The 22,091-nt window shown below is 73.1% G+C and carries 21 protein-coding genes and 1 pseudogene; 14 read left to right on the forward strand and 8 right to left on the reverse strand.

Annotation, left to right across the window (positions count from 1 at the left end):
- The first annotated feature begins 11 nt into the window (after positions 1–11).
- The gene (locus K4G22_RS16155; RefSeq protein WP_228080936.1) at positions 12–923 is read left to right on the forward strand and encodes an NUDIX hydrolase; all 912 of its coding nucleotides are present in this window, start codon (positions 12–14) and stop codon (positions 921–923) included.
- Positions 920–1,768: an MBL fold metallo-hydrolase gene (locus K4G22_RS16160; RefSeq protein WP_228080937.1), complete on the forward strand. Its 849-nt coding sequence runs from the start codon at positions 920–922 to the stop codon at positions 1,766–1,768. The genes K4G22_RS16155 and K4G22_RS16160 overlap by 4 nt, the downstream gene beginning before the upstream one ends.
- Here K4G22_RS16160 and K4G22_RS16165 read toward each other — a convergent pair.
- On the reverse strand, positions 1,765–2,439 hold the full coding sequence (locus K4G22_RS16165; RefSeq protein ID WP_228080938.1) for a Crp/Fnr family transcriptional regulator: 675 nt from the start codon (positions 2,437–2,439) through the stop codon (positions 1,765–1,767). The genes K4G22_RS16160 and K4G22_RS16165 overlap by 4 nt on opposite strands.
- Positions 2,440–2,768: 329 nt before the next feature.
- Between K4G22_RS16165 and nth the strand changes: the two genes are divergently transcribed.
- The 3 genes from nth (at position 2,769) to K4G22_RS16180 (ending at position 5,622) form a co-directional block, all read left to right on the forward strand.
- Positions 2,769–3,611: an endonuclease III gene (gene nth, locus K4G22_RS16170; RefSeq protein ID WP_228080939.1), complete on the forward strand. Its 843-nt coding sequence runs from the start codon at positions 2,769–2,771 to the stop codon at positions 3,609–3,611.
- Between the two features lie 69 nt (positions 3,612–3,680).
- Positions 3,681–4,403, forward strand: coding sequence for an NUDIX hydrolase (locus tag K4G22_RS16175; protein WP_228080940.1), 723 nt, complete (start codon positions 3,681–3,683; stop codon positions 4,401–4,403).
- Positions 4,404–4,434: 31 nt separating this feature from the next.
- Positions 4,435–5,622 (forward strand): MarP family serine protease, encoded by a 1,188-nt coding sequence (locus K4G22_RS16180; protein ID WP_228080941.1) that lies wholly within the window; start codon positions 4,435–4,437, stop codon positions 5,620–5,622.
- A gap of 68 nt (positions 5,623–5,690) precedes the next feature.
- On the opposite strand, the gene K4G22_RS16185 is transcribed toward K4G22_RS16180, so the two are convergent.
- The 5 genes from K4G22_RS16185 to K4G22_RS16205 form a co-directional block, all read right to left on the reverse strand.
- The gene (locus K4G22_RS16185; RefSeq protein WP_228080942.1) at positions 5,691–5,879 is read right to left on the reverse strand and encodes a hypothetical protein; all 189 of its coding nucleotides are present in this window, start codon (positions 5,877–5,879) and stop codon (positions 5,691–5,693) included.
- A 159-nt stretch (positions 5,880–6,038) separates the two neighbouring features.
- Positions 6,039–6,974 (reverse strand): alpha/beta fold hydrolase, encoded by a 936-nt coding sequence (locus K4G22_RS16190; protein ID WP_228080943.1) that lies wholly within the window; start codon positions 6,972–6,974, stop codon positions 6,039–6,041.
- Complete coding sequence (locus K4G22_RS16195; protein WP_228080944.1) at positions 6,971–7,408, reverse strand: phage holin family protein; 438 nt, start codon at positions 7,406–7,408, stop codon at positions 6,971–6,973. Before K4G22_RS16195 ends, K4G22_RS16190 begins: the two co-directional genes overlap by 4 nt.
- Positions 7,409–7,684: 276 nt before the next feature.
- Positions 7,685–9,646: an acetate--CoA ligase gene (gene acs, locus K4G22_RS16200; protein ID WP_228080945.1), complete on the reverse strand. Its 1,962-nt coding sequence runs from the start codon at positions 9,644–9,646 to the stop codon at positions 7,685–7,687.
- A gap of 203 nt (positions 9,647–9,849) precedes the next feature.
- On the reverse strand, positions 9,850–12,300 hold the full coding sequence (locus K4G22_RS16205; RefSeq protein WP_228080946.1) for a SulP family inorganic anion transporter: 2,451 nt from the start codon (positions 12,298–12,300) through the stop codon (positions 9,850–9,852).
- Positions 12,301–12,561: 261 nt separating this feature from the next.
- Between K4G22_RS16205 and K4G22_RS16210 the strand changes: the two genes are divergently transcribed.
- Positions 12,562–13,821 carry a polysaccharide deacetylase family protein gene (locus K4G22_RS16210; protein ID WP_228080947.1) on the forward strand — a complete coding sequence of 420 codons (1,260 nt, stop codon included), beginning with the start codon at positions 12,562–12,564 and terminating at the stop codon, positions 13,819–13,821.
- Between the two features lie 20 nt (positions 13,822–13,841).
- Here K4G22_RS16210 and K4G22_RS16215 read toward each other — a convergent pair whose 3' ends face one another.
- On the reverse strand, positions 13,842–14,825 hold the full coding sequence (locus K4G22_RS16215; protein ID WP_228080948.1) for an ATP-binding protein: 984 nt from the start codon (positions 14,823–14,825) through the stop codon (positions 13,842–13,844).
- A 106-nt stretch (positions 14,826–14,931) separates the two neighbouring features.
- Between K4G22_RS16215 and K4G22_RS16220 the strand changes: the two genes are divergently transcribed.
- Complete coding sequence (locus K4G22_RS16220) at positions 14,932–15,822, forward strand: Fic family protein (RefSeq protein ID WP_228080949.1); 891 nt, start codon at positions 14,932–14,934, stop codon at positions 15,820–15,822.
- Between the two features lie 54 nt (positions 15,823–15,876).
- On the opposite strand, the gene K4G22_RS16225 is transcribed toward K4G22_RS16220, so the two are convergent.
- Positions 15,877–16,728 (reverse strand): HAD family hydrolase, encoded by an 852-nt coding sequence (locus tag K4G22_RS16225; RefSeq protein ID WP_228080950.1) that lies wholly within the window; start codon positions 16,726–16,728, stop codon positions 15,877–15,879.
- A gap of 483 nt (positions 16,729–17,211) precedes the next feature.
- Between K4G22_RS16225 and ssd the strand changes: the two genes are divergently transcribed.
- From ssd to K4G22_RS31830, 7 genes and pseudogenes are all read left to right on the forward strand, one after another.
- Positions 17,212–18,285 (forward strand): septum site-determining protein Ssd, encoded by a 1,074-nt coding sequence (ssd, locus tag K4G22_RS16230; RefSeq protein WP_228080951.1) that lies wholly within the window; start codon positions 17,212–17,214, stop codon positions 18,283–18,285.
- 86 nt (positions 18,286–18,371) lie between these two features.
- On the forward strand, positions 18,372–19,571 hold the full coding sequence (locus K4G22_RS16235) for a TadA family conjugal transfer-associated ATPase (RefSeq protein ID WP_228084106.1): 1,200 nt from the start codon (positions 18,372–18,374) through the stop codon (positions 19,569–19,571).
- Positions 19,568–20,425 carry a type II secretion system F family protein gene (locus K4G22_RS16240; protein WP_228080952.1) on the forward strand — a complete coding sequence of 286 codons (858 nt, stop codon included), beginning with the start codon at positions 19,568–19,570 and terminating at the stop codon, positions 20,423–20,425. Before K4G22_RS16235 ends, K4G22_RS16240 begins: the two co-directional genes overlap by 4 nt.
- Positions 20,422–21,036: a type II secretion system F family protein gene (locus tag K4G22_RS16245; protein WP_228080953.1), complete on the forward strand. Its 615-nt coding sequence runs from the start codon at positions 20,422–20,424 to the stop codon at positions 21,034–21,036. The genes K4G22_RS16240 and K4G22_RS16245 overlap by 4 nt, the downstream gene beginning before the upstream one ends.
- A 190-nt stretch (positions 21,037–21,226) precedes the next feature.
- On the forward strand, positions 21,227–21,427 hold the full coding sequence (locus K4G22_RS16250; protein ID WP_228080954.1) for a DUF4244 domain-containing protein: 201 nt from the start codon (positions 21,227–21,229) through the stop codon (positions 21,425–21,427).
- Positions 21,381–21,752, forward strand: coding sequence for a TadE family type IV pilus minor pilin (locus K4G22_RS16255; protein ID WP_228080955.1), 372 nt, complete (start codon positions 21,381–21,383; stop codon positions 21,750–21,752). Before K4G22_RS16250 ends, K4G22_RS16255 begins: the two co-directional genes overlap by 47 nt.
- Positions 21,712–22,059, forward strand: a pseudogene (locus K4G22_RS31830) (Rv3654c family TadE-like protein); the annotation flags it as partial. The gene K4G22_RS16255 and the pseudogene K4G22_RS31830, both read left to right, overlap by 41 nt.
- Positions 22,060–22,091 lie beyond the last annotated feature (32 nt).

Raw genomic sequence — 22,091 nt, forward strand, 5'->3', positions numbered from 1 at the left:
AGCATCCCGGCATGGGATCAAGCGACGGGCAGTGGTATCCGGCCGAGTGGCCCGCACGGATCCGGGCGCTCGCCCGGGGCGAGTTGACGCCGCCCGAGCCGCGCGCCGCCGCCACCGTGCTGCTGCTGCGGGACGGGTCGGCCGGGCTTGAGGTGTTCCTGCTGCGGCGGCGGCTCTCGATGGCGTTCGCCGCCGGTGCCTACGCCTACCCCGGCGGCTCCGTCGACCCGCGCGACGGCGCCGCCGCGACCGAGCCGGCCGAGCTGGTCACCCGGGCCGCCCTGCGCGAACTCTTCGAGGAGGCCGGGGTGTTGTTGGCCGGGCCGACCCCGGGCGAGCTGGTCGCCGATGTCAGCGGCCCCGACTGGGAGGCCGACCGACGCGCCCTGGCCGCCCACGAGCTGTCCGTCAGCGCCCTCCTGGACCGCCGCTCCTTGGTGCCGCGCGCCGATCTGCTGCGCCCCTGGGCACGCTGGATCACCCCGGAGTTCGAGACGCGACGCTATGACACCTGGTTCTTCGTAGCCGCCCTGCCCCCCGGCCAGCGCACCAGGAACGCGTCGACGGAGGCCGACCACATCGCCTGGCTGCGGCCGGCCGACGCCGTCGCCGGCTATGACCGCGGCGCGTTGACGATGATGCCGCCCACCATCGCGACCCTGCGCGCCCTCGCGCCCCACGCCACCGCCGACGCGGCGCTGGCCGCCGCGGCCGACCGGGACATGACCCCGGTGCTGGCCCAGGCCCGGCTGGTCGGCGACGAGGTCGTGCTGAGCTGGCCAGGACACCGCGAGTTCGAGAAGCGCGTGCCCGGGGACCGCGCCCCGAACGCCCCCGCGCCGGCCGTCGACCCGGTCGTCGTCGACCCGGTCGTCGGGGAGGCATGGGAGCAGCCCACCCAGATGGAGCGTGACGGAAGATGACAGCTGCCTCGGCACTCCCCGGGCGTCCCAGTGGCCAGGCGCCCCAGGGCCGCGTCACCGAGCGCGCCGTCAGCGTGCTCGCGCCCAACGCGTCCGCGATGACGCTGGACGGCACCAACACCTGGATCGTCGCCGAGCCCGACGCCGCCGAGGCGGTGGTGATCGACCCGGGCCCGCTGGACGAGGGCCATCTGCGCGCGATCGTCGAGGCCGTACGGCGGGAGGAACGTTCCGTCGGCCAGATCCTGCTGACGCACGGCCACGCGGACCACGCCGAGGGCGCCGTCAGGTTCGCCGAGCTCACCGGCGCCCCCGTCCGGGCGCTCGACCCGGCGTTGCGGCTGGGCGACGAGGGCCTGGCCGGTGGCCAGGTGGTCACCACGGGCGGCCTCGAACTCCGGGTGGTCGCCACCCCGGGGCACACCTCGGACTCGCTGTCCTTCCATCTCCCGGCCGACGCCGCCCTGTTGACCGGGGACACCGTGCTGGGCCGGGGCACCACCATCGTGGCGCACCCGGACGGACGCCTCGGCGCCTACCTGGAGTCGCTGCGCCGGCTCCGTTCCCTCACCGAGGGGGAGGACGGCGCGGACACCGTGCTGCCGGGGCACGGCCCGGTGCTGGCCGACGCCCAGGGCGCCATCGACTTCTACCTGGCGCACCGCGCCAGCCGGCTGGCGCAGGTGGAGACGGCCGTGGAGCGGGGCGCGCGGACGCCGACCGACGTGGTCGAGACCGTCTACGCCGATGTGGACCGCGCGCTCTGGCCCGCGGCCGAGTACTCCGTCCGCGCCCAGCTGGAGTATCTGCGGGAGCGCGGACTGCTCCCCCAGGACGAGAGCTAGCGCGAGCGGCGGGCCAGGCGTTCGATGTCCAGCAGGATCACCGCGCGGGCCTCAAGCCGCAGCCAGCCACGGGCGGCGAAGTCGGCGAGGGCCTTGTTCACCGTCTCCCTGGAGGCGCCCACCAGCTGGGCCAACTCCTCCTGGGTGAGGTCGTGCACCACATGGATGCCCTCCTCCGACTGCACCCCGAAGCGGCGCGACAGATCCAGCAGGGCCTTGGCCACGCGGCCGGGGACATCGGAGAAGACCAGGTCGGACATGCTGTCGTTGGTGCGCCGCAGGCGCCGGGCGACGGCCCGCAGCAGCGCGGACGCCACCTCGGGGCGGGCGCTGAGCCAGGGCTGGAGATCGGGGTGGCCCAGGCCGAGCAGCCGGACCTCGGTGACGGCGGTGGCGGTCGCGGTGCGCGGCCCTGGGTCGAACAGCGACAGCTCGCCGATCAGCTCGCCGGGGCCGAGCACGGCCAGCATGTTCTCCCGGCCGTCGGGCGAGGTGCGATGGAGCTTCACCTTGCCCTCGGTCACGACATAGAGCCGGTCGCCCGGGTCGCCCTCGTGGAAGAGGGTGTCGCCGCGGGCCAGCGTGGCCTCGGCCATGGAAGCGCGCAGCTCGGCGGCCTGCTCGTCGTCGAGTGCCGCGAAGAGCGGGGCACGCCGCAGTACGTCGTCCACGAGTTCCTCTCCTTGTCGGCCGATGAGGCCGGCGGTTCAAGCCCCCGGGGCGGGCGGCCTGGGGACGCTTTGCCCCTCTCATCATGCCGGATGACTCACCCCTGCCAGCAGGTACAAGTCTGACGCACCGATCCGCACCCGCCCACGGCAGGGGCCCGTTCGGACGGTGATTTCGCCAGGGGAAGGGCGAATGTCGCAGGAGCCGTTTACGCTGGCCGGGTGGCCAACGGGCGCATGGCGCGCAGGCGGTGAGGCAGGAGAAAGTGAGGGCCACCCGGGTGAACGCACGTCAGGATTCCGCTGAGGGCGAACGAGGCAAGGCCGGACGGGTGAGCACGTCCCCGGTCGGAGCCGCCGAGCGGTCCCCGAAGCCGGGTGGCGCTGGCCGGGGAGGCCAGCCGGAGAGCCGGCTGGCCATGGTGCGCCGGGCCCGCAGGATCAACCGCGCGCTGGGCGAGGTGTACTACTACGCGCACCCCGAGCTGGATTTCGACAACTCCTTCGAGCTGCTCGTCGCCACGGTGCTCTCCGCCCAGACGACGGACCTCAGGGTCAACCAGACGACGCCCAAGCTGTTCGCCGCCTACCCGACGCCCGAGGATCTGGCGGCGGCCGAGCCCGAGGTGCTGGAGCAGCTCATCCGCCCCACGGGCTTCTTCCGCAACAAGGCCAAGTCCCTGATCGGCCTCTCCACGGCCCTGCGGGACCGCTTCGACGGCACGGTCCCCGGCCGGCTTGAGGATCTGGTGACGCTCCCGGGCGTGGGCCGCAAGACGGCGCATGTGGTGCTGGGCAATGCGTTCGGCCGCCCCGGCATCACGGTCGACACACACTTCCAGCGGCTGGTCCACCGCTGGCAGTGGACCCGGGCGCAGGACCCGGTGAAGATCGAGGCCGAGGTGGCCGAGATCTTCCCCAGGAAGGACTGGACGATGCTCTCGCACCGCGTGATCTTCCACGGCCGCCGCATCTGCCACGCCCGCAAGCCCGCCTGCGGCGTCTGCCCCATCGCGCATCTCTGCCCCTCGTTCGGCGAGGGCGAGACGGATCCGGAGAAGGCGCGCAAGCTTCTGAAGTACGAGATGGGCGGGCAGCCCGGCCAGCGGCTCAAGCCCCCGCCCGACTATCCGGGCCGCCCCGCGCCGCCGCTCGGCGCCGCCACGGCCGGCTGACGGCGCCTCGGGCCGGCCCCGTCCCGGCCCGCAGCAGCCACCCGACCCCTGCCGAGGGAGCCCTCCTCCATGACCAGCGCCCACGAACCCGCCCCGTTCCGGGAGCCAGGGGGCTTCGCCCCCGGTGCCCTGCCCGACGGCGGGCGGGTCGAGCTGCCCGGCTGGCTTGAGCCGCTGGCCCTGGCGGCGCGCACCATCGAGCCCCGGCAGCTGAGCGACTTCCTGCCGCCGGCCGACGGCGGGCGCCCGTCCGCCGTGCTGGTGCTCTTCGGCGAGGGCCCCGACGGGCCCGAGCTGCTGCTCCTTGAGCGGGCCAGCAGCCTGCGGCAGCACGCCGGCCAAGCCTCCTTCCCCGGCGGCTCGTTGGATCCTGAGGACGGCGACCCCGAGGGCGACGGGCCCTGGCGGGCGGCGCTGCGCGAGGCCGAGGAGGAGACGGGCCTCGATCCGGCCGGCGTCCGGATCTTCGCCACGCTGCCGAGGCTCTACATCCCCGTCAGCCGGTTCGTGGTCTCCCCCGTGCTCGGCTGGTGGCAGAAGCCGACGCCGGTGTCGCCCGTGGATCCGGCGGAGACGGCCCGCGTCTTCACCGTCCCCGTGGCCCGCCTGGCCGACCGGGAACACCGCGCGACCGCGGTGCACCCCAGCGGCTACCGAGGGCCCTGCTTCCTGGTCGCCGACACCCTGGTCTGGGGCTTCACCGCCGGCGTCATCGACCGGATCCTCCACTACGCGGGCTGGGAGCTGCCCTGGGACGACGAGCGCGTGGTCCCGTTGGATCACTCGGCGTGAGACCCGCCCGGCCGCGTGAGACCGTGGCCGGGTGAACGCCGTTGACGTCCTGCTGGTGCTGACGGCGGGATGTCTCGCGGTCGTCGGATACCGCCGGGGGCTGCTCGTCGGGCTCTCCTCGGCCATCGGGTTCCTGGCCGGCGCGCTGCTGGTGAGCCTGGCGCTCACACCGCTCGGGCCGGGCGACATCGGGCCGGCCGGCGCCCTGGGCGCCGGGCTGCTGGCGCTGCTCGCCGCGGTGCTCGGGCAGGCCCTCGCCAGCCGCTGGGCGCACGGGCTGCGGGGCCGCATCGCCTGGTCCCCCGCCAGGGTCGCCGACGCCGCAGGCGGCGCCCTGGCGCATGTGCTGACCCTGCTGTTGATCGCCTGGCTGCTCGGCTCGACGCTGGCGTTGACGACGCCGGGCGCGTTCGGCCGGGAACTGCGCTCGTCCCGTGTCCTGTTCGGCGTCTCCCGCGCGGTGCCGGGCGCCGCCGACTCCTGGGTCGCCGGGGTGCGCGGCCTGTTGGCGCCGTCAGGGCTGCCCCAGGTGTTCGCCCCGTTCGGCACCGCCCCCGCCACCCGGGTGCCGCCGCCCGATCCGGCCGTCGCGGGGGAGCGGCTGGTCCGGACGGCGCGGCGGTCCGTGGTCAGCGTGACGGGGGTGGCGCCCGCCTGCGGGCGCGCGCTGGAGGGCACCGGGTTCGTCTTCGCCAACGGCAAGGTCATGACCAACGCCCATGTGGTCGGCGGTGTGGTGGAACCGCTGGTGCGGATCGGCGGCGAGGGCGAGCCGTTCTTCGGCGAGGTGGTGCTCTACGACCCGGCGCGGGACCTCGCGGTGCTCCACGTCCCCGGCCTGCCGGCGCCCTCGCTCAGGTTCAGCGCCAGGGACGCGGTCTCGGGAGACGACGCGGCCATCGCCGGCTTCCCCGAGAGCGGCCCGTTCGACGTCGGCCCGGCCCGTGTCGCCGACCGGTTCAGCGCCAGGGGCCCCGACATCTACCGCGACCGCGCGGTGAGCAGGGACGTCTACGCCCTGCACGCCACCGTCCTGCCGGGCAACTCGGGCGGGCCGCTGCTCAGCCCCGAGGGCGAGGTGCTCGGCGTGGTCTTCGCCCGCTCCCTGGACGACGGCAGCACGGGCTACGCGCTCACCGCCGACGAGGTCAGGGAGGTGGCCGCGCGTGGGCACGCCGCCGAACGGCCGGTGAACAGCGGGCGTTGCACGCCGACATGACGGCCGTTCGGAAGCGATGTGGGGGGTGTCGGAGGATTGGTCGAGTACGCGGGAGCGGAGCGTGGGGCTCAGCCGCGCGGGTGTCGCAGGCGCACGCTGACCCAGCGTGCGCGACGACGCAGGATATCCGGAAAGCCGATCTCCGGATCAGGCAATGGGCCACCCCGAATGCTACGAGCGGTGCTTCGCGCCCGGGTGGCGGCTCCATTGCCGCTTGGTTCACGTGCCACGTCACGGTATTCGTGCGTCCAGCCCATAACTCGTCCCTGCCCGTGGTCCAAGGTCAGTAATCTCCCGGCAGCGAAGTCCGTAGGCGTATGCGTCTGGCAGTTGCCAACGGACTGTCACCAGGTGGGAACGAGCGGGGTGCGCCGGGGGCCCGAGGTACGCACGGGGCGCCTGACCGCCGGACGTCGCTAACGGTCCGGTTCCGGGTCCCGCAGCCAGTCGATCAGCTCGGTGCTGAAGGCCCCCGGGTCCTCCTCGTGCGGGAAGTGGCCGAGGCCGTCGAAGAGCCGCCAGCGGTACGGCGCCTCGACGTACTCCCCCGAGCCCGCCGAACTCCTGGTGCGCAGCACCGGATCGAGCGAGCCGTGCAGATGCAGCGTGGGCACCAGCACCGGCCGCTTCATCCGCCGGTTGAACTGGACGCCGTCCGGACGGGCGATGGACCGCACCATCCAGCGGTAGGGCTCGATCGCGCAGTGCGCCGTCGAGGGCACACACATCGCCTGGCGGTAGGCCAGCACATCGGCCGGCTCCGGCTGGCGCGGCCCCGACCACGCGCGCAGCAGCTCGCCGACCTCGGCGGCCTCGTCGGCGACCAGCTGCCGCTCCGGCAGCCAGGGCCGCTGGAACCCCCAGATATAGCGACTCGCCGCGGTCTGCCGCGGATCGCGCAGCAGCGACGAACGCCAGCTGCGCGGATGGGGCATCGACGAGACGGCCAGCCGGCGCACCAGCTTGGGCCGCATCACCGCCGCCGTCCAGGCGAGATAGCCCCCCAGATCATGACCGACCAGTGCGGCGTCCGGCTCCCCCAGGGAGCGGATGACGCCGGTGACATCGAGCGCGAGATTGGCCGGATCGTAGCCCCGGGGGGTGCGGTCGCTGCCCCCCACTCCGCGCAGATCCATGGCCACCGCGCGGAACCCGGCGTCGGCCAGCGCCGTCAACTGATGCCGCCAGGTCCACCAGAACTGGGGAAACCCGTGCAACAACAGGACCAGCGGCCCCTCGCCCAACTCGGCGATATGGAACCGCGCGCCGTTGGCCGCGACGTCACGATGGGTCCACGGCCCCTCCCGAAGGATGACCGAGGAGCGCATCCCGGACTGGTCGGCGTTGCTCATGTGGGGGAGCCCGCACGGTCCTGGGGAGCGGGACGTGGGTGCGGCCTGGCGCGGGAGATCACGGCCGCGGACTCCTTGGCGGAGCGGATGGAGCGCTCCGGCGGCGAGATCCGGCCGATCTTGACCTTGGCCCACAGGGCGAGCAGCAGGGCGATCACGATATACAGGCCGCCGACGATCAGGCAGGCGATGGCCAGCGGCAGATCCCACCAGTTGCGCAGCCAGAACGCCAGGGCGAAGCTCAGCAGCGGCACCGCGAACAGCAGCAGACCGGCCGCGAGCACCCCGGCGACACTGCCGAACAGGGCGCGTTTGACGTCCTGTCGGATCTCGGCCTTGGCCAGTGCGATCTCGTCGTGCACCAGGCCGGACAGCTCGCTGGTGGCCGAGGCGACCAACTCTCCGAGGCTGCGCCCCTCGTCGGCTGCGCTCATCGCGTTCCCTCTTTCTCTCCTGGCGTGATTGCGGTAGGTGCACGTGACAGTAGTAGTGCCGTGGTGATGCGTCAGTCGCGACACCTCGTCGCCCTGGGGAGTGGTGGGCCACATGCTATAGGGGCGCCCGATCGGTGATCGGGCGCCCCTGAGCGCGCTTGCGCGCCGTTCGCGCGCGGCCTGGCCTCGAAGCCCCCTTCTCGAAGCCCCGTTCTCGGCCGGCGGTCCTCGGCCGTCAGTTCCGGCTGTCAGTTTCCGGCCGTCAGCTTCCGGCCGTCAGTCCTCGGAGGCGGCGGAGGGGAGCTTGGTCTGGATCAGATCCATCACGGCCGGGTCGGTGAGCGTGGTGACATCACCCAACTCGCGGTTCTCCGCGACATCGCGCAACAGCCGGCGCATGATCTTCCCGGAGCGGGTCTTGGGCAGCTCGTCGACCGCGAGGATGCGCTTGGGCTTGGCGATCGGGCCCAACTCCTTGGCGACATGCGCCCGCAGCTCCTCGATCAGGCCCTCCTCCTGGGGCACCCCACCGCGCAGGATCACAAAGGCGCAGATGGCCTGGGTGGTCTGCGGGTCGGTGGCGCCGACCACGGCGGCCTCGGCGATCCGGGGGTGGCTGACCAGCGCGGACTCCACCTCGGTCGTCGAGATGTTGTGCCCGGAGACCAGCATCACGTCGTCCACGCGGCCCAGCAGCCAGATATCGCCGTCGTCGTCCTTCTTGGCGCCGTCGCCGGCGAAGTACTTGCCCTCGAAACGGGACCAGTAGGTGTCGAGGAACCGCTGGTCGTCGCCCCAGATGGTGCGGAGCATCGAGGGCCAGGGCTCGGTGAGAACGAGATAGCCGCCGGAGCCGTTGGCGACCTCGACGCCGTCGTCGTCGACCACGGTGGCGCTGATCCCGGGGAGCGGGGTCTGCGCCGAGCCGGGCTTGGCGAGCGTGACCCCGGGCAGCGGGCTGATCATCATCGCGCCCGTCTCCGTCTGCCACCAGGTGTCCACCACGGGGGTGCGCTCGGCGCCGATGTGCTTGCGGTACCAGATCCATGCCTCGGGGTTGATGGGCTCGCCCACGGAGCCCAGCACCCGCAGGCTGGAGAGGTCGAACCCGGCGGGAACGTCGTCGCCCCACTTCATGCAGGTGCGGATGGCGGTGGGCGCGGTGTAGAGGATGGTGACCCGGTACTTCTCGACGATCTCCCACCAGCGGCCGTTGTGGGGGGTGTTGGGGGTGCCCTCGTAGAGCACCTCCGTGGCGCCGTTGGCCAGCGGGCCGTAGACGATGTAGGAGTGGCCCGTGACCCAGCCGATGTCGGCGGTACACCAGTAGACGTCGGTCTCCGGCTTGAGGTCGAAGACGGCGTGGTGGGTGTACGCGGTCTGGGTGAGGTAGCCGCCGGTGGTGTGCAGGATGCCCTTGGGCTTACCCGTGGTGCCCGAGGTGTAGAGGATGAAGAGGGGGTGCTCGGCGTCGAACGCCTCCGGCGTGTGCTCCTCGGACTGGCGGCCCACCACGTCGTGCCACCACAGATCGCGGCCCTCGGTCCAGGGGATGTCCTGACCCGTGCGGCGTACCACCACGACGTTGCGCACCTCGGCGGCGCCGGGGCGGGTGAGCGCCTCGTCCACGGTGGGCTTGAGCGCTGACGGGGCGCCTCGGCGGTAGCCGCCGTCCGAGGTGATCACCACCCGCGCGTCGCCGTCCTCGATCCGGGTGGCCAGGGCGTCGGCGGAGAAGGCGCCGAAGACCACCGAATGCGGGGCGCCGATCCTGGCGCAGGCGAGCATCGCGATCACGGCTTCGGGGATCATCGGCATATAGATGGCGACCCGGTCGCCGGTGGCGACCCCCAGCTCGATCAGCGCGTTGGCCGCCTGCGACACCTCACGCTGCAACTCCGCGTAGGTGATGGCGCGGGAGTCCCCCGGCTCGCCCTCGAAGTGGATGGCGACACGATCCCCGTGGCCGGCCTCGACATGGCGGTCGACGCAGTTGTAGGCGACGTTGAGCTTGCCGTCGGCGAACCATTTGGCGAAGGGCGGATTGGACCAGTCCAGCGTCTGCGTGGGCTCGCGTTCCCAACTCAGCCGTCGGGCCTGCTCCGCCCAGAATCCCAGCCGGTCATCGGCCGCCGCCTCATAGGAGGTCGCGGTCACATTGGCACCCGCGACCACCTCGGCGGGAGGCGCGAACCTCCGGCTCTCCGTCATGAGGTTGGCCAGGCTCTCGTTACTCACAACGCCTCCTTGTTCGCCCCGCCACGGTCAGCGGCCGGTGTCACCTCCGTCCGGGGTGACGATGCGAACGAGTCGGCCAGGACAGACGGCCAGCGCCCGTCGCACACGGCAGTCTCCCGCGCGGCGTCAATTGTGTCCCAGAGCACACCCCATCAGTCCCACTCGGCTTTGACAAGGCCATCCGTATGCAGCGCGACGAACGGTCAGCCGCTGCGACGAACGGGCGTTGGACCGCCGTTCGGCGACACTCGTGGCACCCCCGAGCCGCCGTCGGGCAGCACCGCCACGAACACGGGAGCCCTGGCCCCGTCCTGGCCCAGGACATAGGCCTGCGCCCGGCCGACATGGAAGTACATGCCGCGCAGCTCCAGCGTGCCATCGGCCACCCGTTGGGCCACCCGCTCGTACCGCGCCAGATGATCCAGCTGCTGCATCACGTTGGCGAGGCAGAGCGCCTCGATGGGGTCGGCCTCCTGGCTGTCGTCGAGCCCAGGCGGAGCGCCGGCGGACAGCCGTTCCACACTGGGACGCGCGTGCAGCAGCCAGCGGCCGAGCGATCCGGGGGGCGCGGGCCGCTGCCCCTGATCCACCGTGTGCAGGGCGCGCATGGCGCCGCAGCCGGAGTGTCCGCAGACGGTGATGCTGGTGACGCCCAGCTCGGTGAGCGCGTACTCGATGGCGGCACCGACCGAATCGTCCCCGGCCTCCGCGCCGGGCGGGGGCACCAGATTCCCGATGTTGCGCACGGTGAAGAGATCGCCGGGACCGCTGGAGGTGATCATGCTGGTGACCAGGCGGGAGTCCGCGCAGGTCAGGAAGAGCTGGCCGGGGCGTTGCCCTTCGAGCGCGAGCCTGGCCAGCTCCTTGCGGACCACCGGCGCCGTGCGGCGTTGGAAGTTCCGCAGGCCACCGAGGAGTTGGTCCGGTGTTGTCCTGGAGGAGTCGACCGTGCCGGCCTCGTCCTCGCCGGCCGTGCAGCGGTGGTTGCGCCAGGACTGCCAGGGCGGACAGCGGTGCCGGGGCGTCAACTCGCCCCTGGACTGGGACAGCTCGCCGGGCAGCTCCGCCGTCCCGCCCTGGGCGCGATGGGCGGCACACCAGTCGTGGAGGGTCTCGTGGGCGGCGTGGTCGATAAAGGTGCTGTCGCACTCGACCGTCACCCTGGCCTTCTCCGGGATGTGGCTCAGCACCCTCGTCAGCCGGGGGACCGCGAGGAACGTCAGCTGGCCGCGCACCCGCACCTGATGGGAGCCGTCCGGGAGCACCTCCTGGCTGATCCTGGTGTGTGTCAGCCGGTGCAGGGCGACGGCCACCGCCATCGCGATGCCGATCCCGACCCCCTCAAGCACCCCGAAGAGCGTGACCCCGAGGGCCGTGGCCGCGTAGACCAGCACTTCGCGGTGCTTGGTGACGCTGCGGATATGGGTGATGTTCACCATCTGGATGCCGACCACCATCACCAGGGCGGCCAGGGTGGCCAGCGGGATCTGCTTCAGAAGCCCGACCAGCAGGCCCGTCGCCAGCAGGACCCAGCAGCCGTGGAGGATCGTGGACCGTCGGCTGACCGCGCCAGCCGCGACGTTGGCCGCACTGCGCACCGCCACTCCCGTCACGGGCAGGCCGCCGAGCGAGCCGGAGACCACGTTGGCGAAGCCCTGCCCGCGCAGTTCCCGATCGAGATCGGCTCGCGGCACCGGGACGCCGCCGGCCCGCTGCCTGGCAGCCGCCAGCTTGTCCACCGCGACGGCGGAGAGCAGGGACTCCACGCTGGCCACCAGCGTGATCGTCAGCACGGTGGCCAGCAGGCCGAGCACCGGACCATCGGGCAGCTCCGGCAGCGCGTGGCTGCTCCACGACGGCAGATCCACCCGGGGCACCCGTAGGGACACCAGCCAGGCGACGAGCGTGGCCAGCACCACGGCGGCCAGCGCGGCGGGGACGGCCCTGCGCGTCAGCCCACCGGCCCGCCCGGGCAGCCGGGGCCAGAGCAGCAGCACCGCCACGGTCAGCCCGCCGATGGTCAGCGGGGCCAGCTGTGGGTCGGCCAACTGCCCCGGCAAGTCGGCGAGATTGTCGATCGCGGAGCTCTCCGGCTCGCCGCCCAGCACGATGTGCAGCTGCGAGAGGGCGATCGTGGCCCCGATGCCGGCGAGCATCCCGTGCACGATGGCCGGGCTGACCATCAGGGCTGATCGGGCCACGCGCAGGGCGGAGAGCGCGAGCTGGGTGACGCCGGCCAGGGCGGTGATGGCGCAGGTGGTGCGCCAGCCGTACTGCTGGATGAGATCGGCCGTGATCACCGTGAGCCCGGCCGCCGGGCCGCTGACCTGAAGGGGGGCGCCGCCCAGGGCGCCCACCAGGATGCCCCCGACCGCGGCTGCCACCAGCCCCGCCTGGAGCGGGGCGCCGGTGGCCAGCGCGATGCCGAGGGAGAGCGGCAGCGCGATCAGGAAGACGGAGATCGAGGCCGAGAAGTCGGCGCGGCGACGCTCGGCGGGCGAGGCGTCGGGCGGTCGAGGGGGCCCGGCGGATGAGTGCTTCTCGGCCGCTGGGGTCGGGATGGGCGGTGGCCCTGACGCGGCGCCCGGCGAGGGGATGGGCGCGGTCTTGTCATCGGGCTGGGTCGAGTCGGGAGTGGGGGCGCAGGCGGACATCTTCCGTCTCCGTCCGTGAGGGGAGAAAACCCCGGCGTTACTGGTGTTATGGCATTTACCAAGTCTTGGTAAATGAAGGGTAATGCCGCGCAAAGGGCTGTACTAGAGCGCGCCCTCGTTTAGCCGCTGAATTACTCCGAAGGAGCGAAAAAGTCATGGGAACCGCTTGTCATACAAACATCTCTAAGGATGAGAGGAAGAGTTTGCGGCGATGCATCGCGAACCGGACAAACCGCTGCGTGATCAACGGGAGGACGCAAGGTGGTCAGACGTACGACAAGGCTGACGGCGACCCTGGTGGCGACGGGCGCGCTGGCCCTGGGGCTGGCGAGCTGCTCGGCGGAGAACGGGGCGGAGCCGGGCCAGGACCGGGGCGGCGACCAGGGGGAATCCACCCCGGGCGAGGGCGGCGACACGGGTCAGGACCCGGACGCGGACGACGCCGGAGCCGCGCCCCAGCTCATCGGCGACGGCTCCACCGCCGTGACCGGCCCCCAACCCGACCAGCCCCCGCCCCCCGAACCGCTGGCGCCGGGTGAGGAGCCGCCACAGTTCGTGGTTTTCTCCTGGGACGGCGCCGGCGAGGACGGCACCGAACTCTTCTCCCGATTCCGCGAAATCGGGGAGCGGTATGACGCCGACATGACGTTCTTCCTCTCGGGTATCTATCTGCTGCCGGAGAGCGAGCGCCTGCGATACGAGCCGCCCGGCCATGTGCCGGGCGCCTCCGACATCGGTTATCTCTCCGATGAACACATCGCCGACACCCTCGACCAACTGCGGCTCGCCTGGCACGAGGGGAACGAGATCGGCACCCATTTCAACGGCCACTTCTGCGGACCGACGGGAGTGGACAGCTGGTCGGTCGACGACTGGCGCAGCGAGATCGAACAGGCCAAGTGGATGGTGCAGAACTGGCGCAGCACCACGGGGCTCACGGACGCGGACCCGCTGCCCTTCGACTACGAGGAGGAGCTGATCGGCGGTCGCGCGCCCTGCCTGGAGGGCCAGGAGAACCTGCTGTCGGCCGCGGCCGAGATGGGCTTCCGCTACGACTCCAGCGGCAACGCCCAACAGGTCTGGCCCGGGCAGCGGAACGGGGTCTGGGACATCTCGCTCCAGTCCGTACCGATGCCGGGGCGGAGCTTCGAGACCCTCGCCATGGACTACAACTTCATGGTCAACCAGTCGGGCCCCGAGAGCGGCGACCCCGCCATGTGGCCCACCTGGCAGGCCCAGATGCACGACGGGTTGATCGCCGCCTTCGACCGCGCCAACGAGGGCAACCGGGCGCCGCTGATCATCGGCAACCACTTCAACCAGTGGAACGGCGGCATCTACATGGACGCGGTCGCTGACGTGATCACCGAGCTGTGCCCACGCGAGGGCGTGGAATGCGTGTCCTTCCGGCAGTTGGTCGACTGGCTGGACGTCCAGGACCCCGAGGTGCTGGACCGGCTGCGCGGCCTGGGCGTGGGAGAGGCCCCGCCCGGCGGCTGGGAGACCTTCCTGGCCGGCTGATCCCGAGCCGGGCGGAGGGATCAGGCCGGCTGCGGACTGTTCGCCTCCGACAACACGAAACCGGGGTCGACCTGCGCCGCCAGGTCGGCCCCGGTTCGGTCGTTGCCCCAGCTCGCCGCGTTCTTCAGGTGGAAGTGCACCATCTGCTGGGTGTAGCGCTCCCAGTCCCGGTCCGGATAGCCGGCGTCCGCCGTGCGGTACATGGTGTCGAGCGCCGCCTCGTTGGCCTCCTCAAGCTCGGCGAACGGGCGCCGCACGCCGCGCTCCAACGCCCTGACCCAGTCCGAGTGCGCCAGCGTGACGAGCAGATCGTCCCCGATCTCGCTCCGCAGGAACGCGAGATCGTCCGGCCCCTGCACCTTGTTCCCGATGACCCGCAGCGCCACCCCGTAGTCCCTGGCGTACTCGCGGTACTGCCGGTAGACGGAGACGCCCTTGCGGGTGGGCTCGGCGACCAGGAAGGTCATGTCGAACCGGGTGAAGAGCCCGGAGGCGAACGAGTCGCTGCCGGCGGTCATGTCCACCACCAGGTACTCGTCGCGCCCGTCCACCAGGTGGTTGAGGCACAGCTCGACCGCGCCCGTCTTGGAGTGGTAGCAGGCGACGCCGAGGTCGTCGGCCGTGAAGGGGCCGGTGGCCAGCAGCCGCGCGGCGCCGTCGTCCAGCGGCACCGAGCGGGCGCACGCCGCGAACACCGGGTTCTCCTCGGCCAGCCGCAGCAGCCGCGAGCCCGCTCCGGGCGGGGTCGTCTTGATCATGGTCTCGGCCGACTGGATCCGGGGGTTGTCGCCGCGCAGATAGTCCTTGATCAGCGGGAGCCGGGCGCCGAGCGGGGGCAGGGCCGCTGCCTCCTCGTCGGCGAGGCCGAGCGCCACCCCGAGGTGCTGGTTGATGTCGGCGTCCACCGCGGTCACCGGGATGCGTCGCGCGGCCAGATACCGGACGAACAGCGAGGACAGCGTGGTCTTGCCGCTGCCCCCCTTGCCTACGAAAGCGATCTTCATGTTCATTAGCGTAGTGGCGGGCGAGGGGTGCCTTGACGCGGGGAGTGGAGAAGTCCACTCGAACGAGTCGACGATGATCGCTGGACTCGTCCTAGGCTTCGGTGCTATGAGCCCCTGGCCTTTGACCGATTCGCAGACCGATCCTCCGAGAGATCCCCGGCGCGCCCCGCGGGCCGATCCGCTGGCCGCGCTGGCCGAACTGCCCGGCGTACCAGCGGCCGTGGCGGGCGTCCGTCAGGCGGTGGACGCCATCTACGGCCACCGCGTGATGCGCCGCCGCAGCCCCGAGGTGTCGGCCGAGGCCGCGCTGCGCGGCGCCCGCGCCTCCGCCGCGCTGGCCGGCGCGGACTGGCCGTTGGAGGAGGTGCGCCGCCGCAGCGACTTCGGGGCGACGGACGAGGCGCGAACGGTCGGGGCCGCGCTGCGGCTGACCGCCGAGGCCGGGGAGTCGCTGTCGATCTGGCCATCCTCCCCGCTGCGGGTGCTCGCCCGTCTCCATCTGGTGGCCGCCGCCGAACCGGCGCCGCGGGCGACGCGGGACTCGGTCGGCCGTCCCCGGCTGGCCGGGGAGGCCGTCGACGAGTCCGGCCTCGCCGAGCTGCCGACCGCGCCCGACGCCGAGGAGGTCGCGGTTCGACTTGAGGCCCTGAGTGCTCTGGTGGTCGCCGGCTCATCGGCGCCCGCCCTGGTCATGGCCGCCATCGTGCAGGGCGAGCTCCTCGCGCTGCGCCCGTTCGTCACCCACAACGGGCTGGTCGCCCGGGCCGCGGCGCGAGTCGTGCTGGTGGGCGGCGGTCTTGACCCCAAGGGGGTGACCCCGGCCGAACTCGGCCACGCCGAACAGGGGCGCGCCGTCTATCTGGACGCGCTGGGCGGCTATCTGACGGGCACTCCGGCGGGGGTCGCCGGTTGGATCGCGCACTGCGCCCGCGCGGTGGAGCTGGGCGCGCGCGAGTCGACGGCGGTCTGCGAGGCGTTGCAGCGCGGCGCGGCCTGACGGTTGACAGTTGCCGGCTGCCGGCTGCCGGCTGACGGCGCCCTGGCGCGCGGCTCAGGTGAGGACGCGGCCGGCCCCCCGGCGGCGGTTGGCATACCACCACACCAGCCCACCGGCGGTGGCCGCCGCCACCGCGGCCGTCGCCACCAGCGCCGGCCGGGACGGCATGCCGAGGGACGGGACGCGCTGGCGCAGCCGCACGGGCCGTTCGAACGTCAGCACCGGCCAGTCCCGGCTCGCCGCTTCCTTGCGCAGCGCCCGGTCGGGGTTGACCGCGTGCGGATGCCCGACCGTCTGGAGCATCGGCAGATCGGTCACCGAATCGCTGTAGGCGTAGCAACGTTCCAGGTCGTATCCCTCGGACGCGGCCAGCTCGGCGATCGCCTCGGCCTTGGTGGGGCCATAGGCGTAGTACTCCACCTCGCCGGTGTAGCAGCCGTCCGCCTCCACCATCCGGGTCGCCACCACCCGGTCGGCGCCCAGCAGTTCGCCGATGGGCTCCACCACCTCGGATCCGGACGTGCTGACGATGACCACGTCCCGACCTGCCGCGTGGTGCCGCTCGATCAGCGACGCCGCCTCGTCGTAGATGATCGGATCGATGACCTGATGCAGTGCCTCGGCCACGATCTCTCTGACCTGCTGCACGTTCCAGCCGCGACAGAGCGCCGAGAGGTACTCGCGCATCCGCTCCGTCTGCTCGTGGTCGGCGCCGCCCAGCAGATAGAGGAACTGGGCGTAGGCGGTGCGGAGTACGGCACGTCGGTTGATCAGCCCGCCCTGATAGAACGACCTGCTGAAGGTGACCGCGCTCGACTTCGCGATGACCGTCTTGTCGAGATCGAAGAACGCGGCGGTGCGGGGCTGCGGCAGGTTATCCACGCCCCGAGCATAAGGGCCCGCCATTCGGCGTACCCTGGGGCGCGTGGGTTTGCCTGAGAAGGCTCTCGGGTACACCATGGAAGTCACGGATCGTTCGCGACCGTGCTAACCCGGCCCGGCTCCTCCCCCCCCGAGTCGGCCGTGGAAGACGACCCCCGCTCTCCCCCCCGGCGGGGGTCGTCGCCTGTCCGGATGCATTTTGCCTGGTCAGCGCCTTGAGCCTGCTGCTGGATCGTCCATGAGCGACTCCTTTCGCCTCCGCCGCGTGAGGGCGTACCCCGGTGAGTTCCCCCCGGCGGGCACCCCGCACATAGTAACTCTTCGTGTTGGTGTGCTCTCGGCGTATGCCGTTGTCCTTCTTATGGGTGACGGACTTTTCCACAGGGGCCTGGTTATCCACAGATTTGGGCCGAGATCCCCATGACTGCCCGGATCGCGTCACCGTGAGGGCGTGTTGTCCAGGCGCGCTCGGCAACGGACCGGGCGCCCGACGCGAAGGGCTCCGCCATGGCCGATTCCATTCTGATCCTCACCGAGGACGAGAGACTCCTCGACGATCTCCTGCGCCTGTGCGCCGCCGCCGGCGCCGAGGCGGAGGTGGCGCATGGCGCCTCGCCGTCCGCCGCCCAGTGGCGCCGAGCGCCACTGGTGCTGATCGGGGAGGATCGCGCCCGTGTCCATCCCCGCGAGGCCCGATGGCCCGCCAGGCGCGACGGGGTGCTGCTGGTGGGCACGGATCTGGGCGACCAGACCGTCTGGGCCCGGGGCGTGGAGATCGGCGTCGAGCAGGTGCTGCGGCTGCCCGACGACGAGCCACGGCTTGGCGAGCGCATCGCGGACGCCGTCGAGCGCCCGGGAGAACCGGCGCTCACGATCGGGGTGTTGGGCGGTCGCGGCGGCGCAGGCGCCTCCTCGCTCGCCTGCGCGCTCGCGGTCACGGCGGGCCGCCAGGGGCACCGCAGCGTGCTGGTGGACGCCGATCCGCTGGGCGGCGGCCTGGACGTCCTGTTCGGCGGGGAGCGGACGCCGGGCTCGCGCTGGCCGGCCTTCGTCTCCGCCCGTGGCCGCCTCTCCGGCGCCGCGCTCGACGAGGCGCTGCCCACCCTGCACGGCGTCCACCTGCTCAGCTGGGATCGGCGGAGCGGCGTCCGGGTGCCGGTCGACGCGATGCGGTCGGTGCTGTCCTCGGCGCGCAGGGGCGGCGGGGTGCTGGTGCTCGATCTGCCCCGCGCCGTGGACGAGAGCGCCGCCGAGGCGCTCACCCGGCTGGATCTCGGTCTGCTGGTCGTCCCTGGCGAGCTCCGGGCGATGGCGGCCGGGCGCCGTGTGGTGGGTGCCGCGGGCGCGTTGGTGCGGGATCTCCGGGTGGTGGCCAGGAGGCGCCCGGCCGACGGACTGCCGGGCAGCGAGCTGGCCAAGCTGCTGGGCCTTCCCCTGGCCGGGGAGGTGCCGGACGAGCGCGGGCTGGCCACGGCGGCCGAGATGGGGGAGCCACCGGGCGCCAACCCCCGGGGTGCCCTCGCCATGTTCTGCTCCGGCCTGCTCGACCGTGTCCTGCCCACCGCCGGAGTCGGCGCATGAGCGGCGTAGACATCTTCGCCGAGGCGGCCGGGCATCCGGCCGAGCCGTCCGGCGGCGCCGAGCATCCGCCGCCGACGGGCCCGCCCATGCCGCGTGCGCCGCGCGCCCTCCCCGAACTGCCGGATCTCCCCGAGCTGTTGGACGCGGTGCGGCTCCGGCTGGCCGACGAGGGCGCCGAGCCGACGCCTGGTCGGGTGGCGGCGGCGCTCCGTGCCGAGGGGCGGCTCCTGGGCGACAGCGCGGTGCTCTCCGTGGTGCGGGCGCTGCGCTGCGAGTTGGTCGGCGCCGGCCCCCTCCAGCCCCTGCTCGCCGCCCCCGAGGTCACCGACGTGCTGGTCAACGGCCCGGACGAGGTGTGGCTCGACCGTGGGCGGGGGCTGGAGCGGGCGCATGTCCGGTTCCGTGACGCGGCGGCCATCCGCCGTCTCGCGCAGCGGCTGGCCGCCACGGCCGGCCGTCGGTTGGACGACGCCAGGCCCTGGGTGGACGCCAGGCTGCCGGACGGCACCCGGATGCACGCGGTGCTGCCGCCGGTGGCCGTCGGCGCGCCCTGCCTCTCGCTGCGGGTGGTCCGTCACCGACCCTTCAGCCTCAGGGAGTTGACCCGGCAGGGGACGCTGCCGCCGGGCGGCGAGCGGGTGCTGCGTGCCGTGCTGGCGGCTCGGCTCTCCTTTCTCGTCACGGGCGGCACTGGATCGGGGAAGAGCACGCTGCTTGCCTCCCTCCTCGGCCTGGTCCCGGGGCGGGAGCGGATGGTCCTGGTCGAGGACTCCGCCGAGCTTCGGCCCCACCACCCCCATGTCGTCAGGTTGGAGACCCGCCCGGCCAACCAGGAGGGCGCCGGTCTGGTCACCCTGCGGGATCTGGTGCGTCAGGCCCTGCGCATGCGGCCCGACCGCCTGGTGGTCGGCGAGGTGCGCGGAGCCGAGGTGACGGAGCTGCTCAGCGCCCTCAACACCGGCCACGACGGCGGCTGCGGGACGCTGCACGCCAACGCCGCCGCTGATGTCCCGGCCCGCCTTGAGGCGCTCGGAGGCGCCGCAGGGCTCCCCAGAGCCGCCCTGCACAGCCAGTTGGCGGCGGCGCTGTCCGTGGTCTTCCACCTCGTCAGGGAGCACTCCTCGGGCCTCAGGGTCCTCGCCGAGATCCACCTGCTGCGGCAGGACGGCGACGGCCTGGTGCACACGGTGCCCGCCGCCCGCTGGGACGGCGGGCGCCTGGTCAGGGAAGCGGGCTGGGCGGGTCTTTCCGGCCTCTGCGCGCGCGGCGGAGGTGAGCCGCTGTGATCGGGCAGGTGGCCCAGTTCAGCACGGCGCTGTGCGCGGGCGCCGGGGCCTGGCTGCTGACGGGCGTCCACCACCGGATGGGTGCGGCCCGGCTGCGCGCCGCCCTGCGGGAGCCGGCCGCGCCCGAGCCGGGCCGCCCGAGCCGCCGGCCGCGCTGGCCGAGGGGGGACGCGTGGGGCGTGCTGGCCTGCTGCGCCGTGGGAGGCGCGCTGTTGGCCCTGGGCGGCCGGTCGCCGCTGCCGCTCCTCGTCGCCCTGCTGACGACGCCCCTGGCGCTGCGCTGGTGGCGGCGCCGATGCGCCCTGCGCGAGGCCGAGCGGCGGCGGGACGCGGTGGTGGACTTCTGCGCCGTGCTCGCCGGGGAGGTGAGGGCGGGGAGGCCCGCCGGGCAGGCGCTGATCGCGGCCCGGCCGGCCGAGTTGGGCTCGGCGGCTGGCGCGCTGTTCGCCGCCGCGCGGTACGGCGGCGATGTGCCGGCGGCGCTGCGGTCGGCCGCGCGCCGGCCGGGGGCCGAGGGGCTCGGCGGTGTCGCGGCCTGCTGGGAGGTCGCGGTGGAGGGCGGTGCCTCGCTCGCCGCCGGGCTTGAGCGGGTGGCTGCGGCCCTCCGCGCCGAGCGGGATCAACAAGAGGAGCTGAGAGCCCAGTTGGCGGGCCCACGGGCCTCGGCACTGGTGTTGGCCGCGCTGCCGCTGTTCGGCCTGCTGCTGGGGGCCGCCATGGGAGTGGCTCCGCTCCAGGTGCTGCTCGGCACGCCTCTCGGGTTCGCCTGCCTCTGCGCGGGCGCGCTGCTGGAATGGGCGGGCGTGGCGTGGGTCGGGGCCATCGTCCGGTCGGCGGAACGGGCCGCGCGATGACCGCCGAGTTGACGCGGGGATGGCTCGTCCTCGGCTTTCTGGCCCTGGCCGTGCCGGTGGCCGTCGGGGAGGTGAGATGCCGCCTGCGGTTGCGCGACCGGTTGGCGGCTCTGCGCGGACGGCCGGTCGCCTCCCGCCGGTGGCGGCCCCGCTGGGCGAGCGCCGGCGGACGCGAACGGCCCGATGGCGCGCTGCCCCTCGCCACCGAGCTGCTCGCCGCCTGTCTGGCCGCCGGTGCCGAGCCGGCGGCGGCGGCGCGGGCCGTGGGGGCCTCGATCGAGGGCCCGGTCGGGGCGGCGCTCGGCCGAGCCGCGTCGGAGCTGCGACTCGGCGGTGAACCAGCCGTGGTCTGGGCCCGATTGGGCGAGCTTCCCGGCGCCGGCAGGCTCGCCAGGCGGTTGGAGCTGGCGGACGTCAGCGGTGCCCCCGTGGTCGGGGCGGTGGCCGCCGAGGCCGCCGACGCCCGAGCCGGGCGCCGCAGGATGGCCCAGTCGCGGGCCCGGCGCGCCGGGGTCCTGGTCACCGCCCCGCTGGGCCTCTGCTTCCTACCGGCCTTCCTGCTCATCGGCCTGGCCCCCGTGGTGCTCGGCCTGGCCGCGGAGCTGGTCTGACCGATGCCCAACGCACCGCACCACCGCACCGCATCGCTGTACCCCGCATCGCCGCACCACCGCGCGGCGAGCCCGCCAGCCGAGCCTCGCCGGGAACACGGAGCCACCACGACGGCGCGCGGGGAACACCCGCGCCGCCGTCATCGCCCAACGTCACCAACGTCACCAACGCCTACGAACGGGAACGGTCATGAAGAAAGAAGCGTGGTACGCCATCCGGGACATCCGGCGTCGCCAACTTCGGGACGCGGGAATGAGCACCGCGGAGTACGCCGTCGGCACCATCGCCGCCGCGGCGTTGGCCGCCGTGCTGTACCAGGTCGTCACTTCGGGGGCGGTGAGCGATGCCCTGCGCGACCTGGTCGAACGGGCGCTCGCCGCGCCGCAGTGACCGCGGCTATGTCACCGTCGAGACAGCGCTGGCCATCCCGGTGTTGGTGCTGCTCCTCACGGTCCTGCTGGGCGCGTTGGGGGCGGTCGCCGCACAGTCACGCTGCCAGGACGGCGCCCGGGCGGCGGCAAGGGCCGCCGCCCGGGGCGAGCCGGCCGACGTGGTGCTGGAGGCCGCCCGGCGGGCCGCGCCCGGCGGAGCACGGGTGCGGACAACCCAGGAGGGCGATCTGCACCGGGTCTCCGTCACCGCGCCTGCCCTCGGCACGGAGTTGCTGGGGTTCGATGTGTCCGGGGAGGCGGTGGCGCGTGCGGAGCCGCGTTGAGCCCGCCGATCGCGGTGGCTCCACGGTCTGGGCGTCGATGGTCGCCGTGCTGCTGTGCCTCCTCTTCGGCGCCGTGCTGACGCTCCAACAGGCGCTGACGGCACGACACCGCGCCGCGACGGCGGCCGACCTGGCGGCGCTGGCCGCGGCCGACCACTCGACCAGCGGTCCGGTCGAGGCGTGCGGCGCGGCCGGCCGGGTGGCCCGGGCGCAGGGCGCCCGGCTGGTGCGCTGCCATCTGGTGGCGGAGGTCGCGGATCTCACGGTCGAGGCCGACGCCGGGCTCCGCACCGTCAGGGTCAGAGCGAGGGCCGCCCCCGCCGGCGTCCCCGACCCGGC

This window comes from Streptomyces profundus, from assembly GCF_020740535.1.
GTDB classification, from domain to species: domain Bacteria; phylum Actinomycetota; class Actinomycetes; order Streptomycetales; family Streptomycetaceae; genus Streptomyces; species Streptomyces profundus.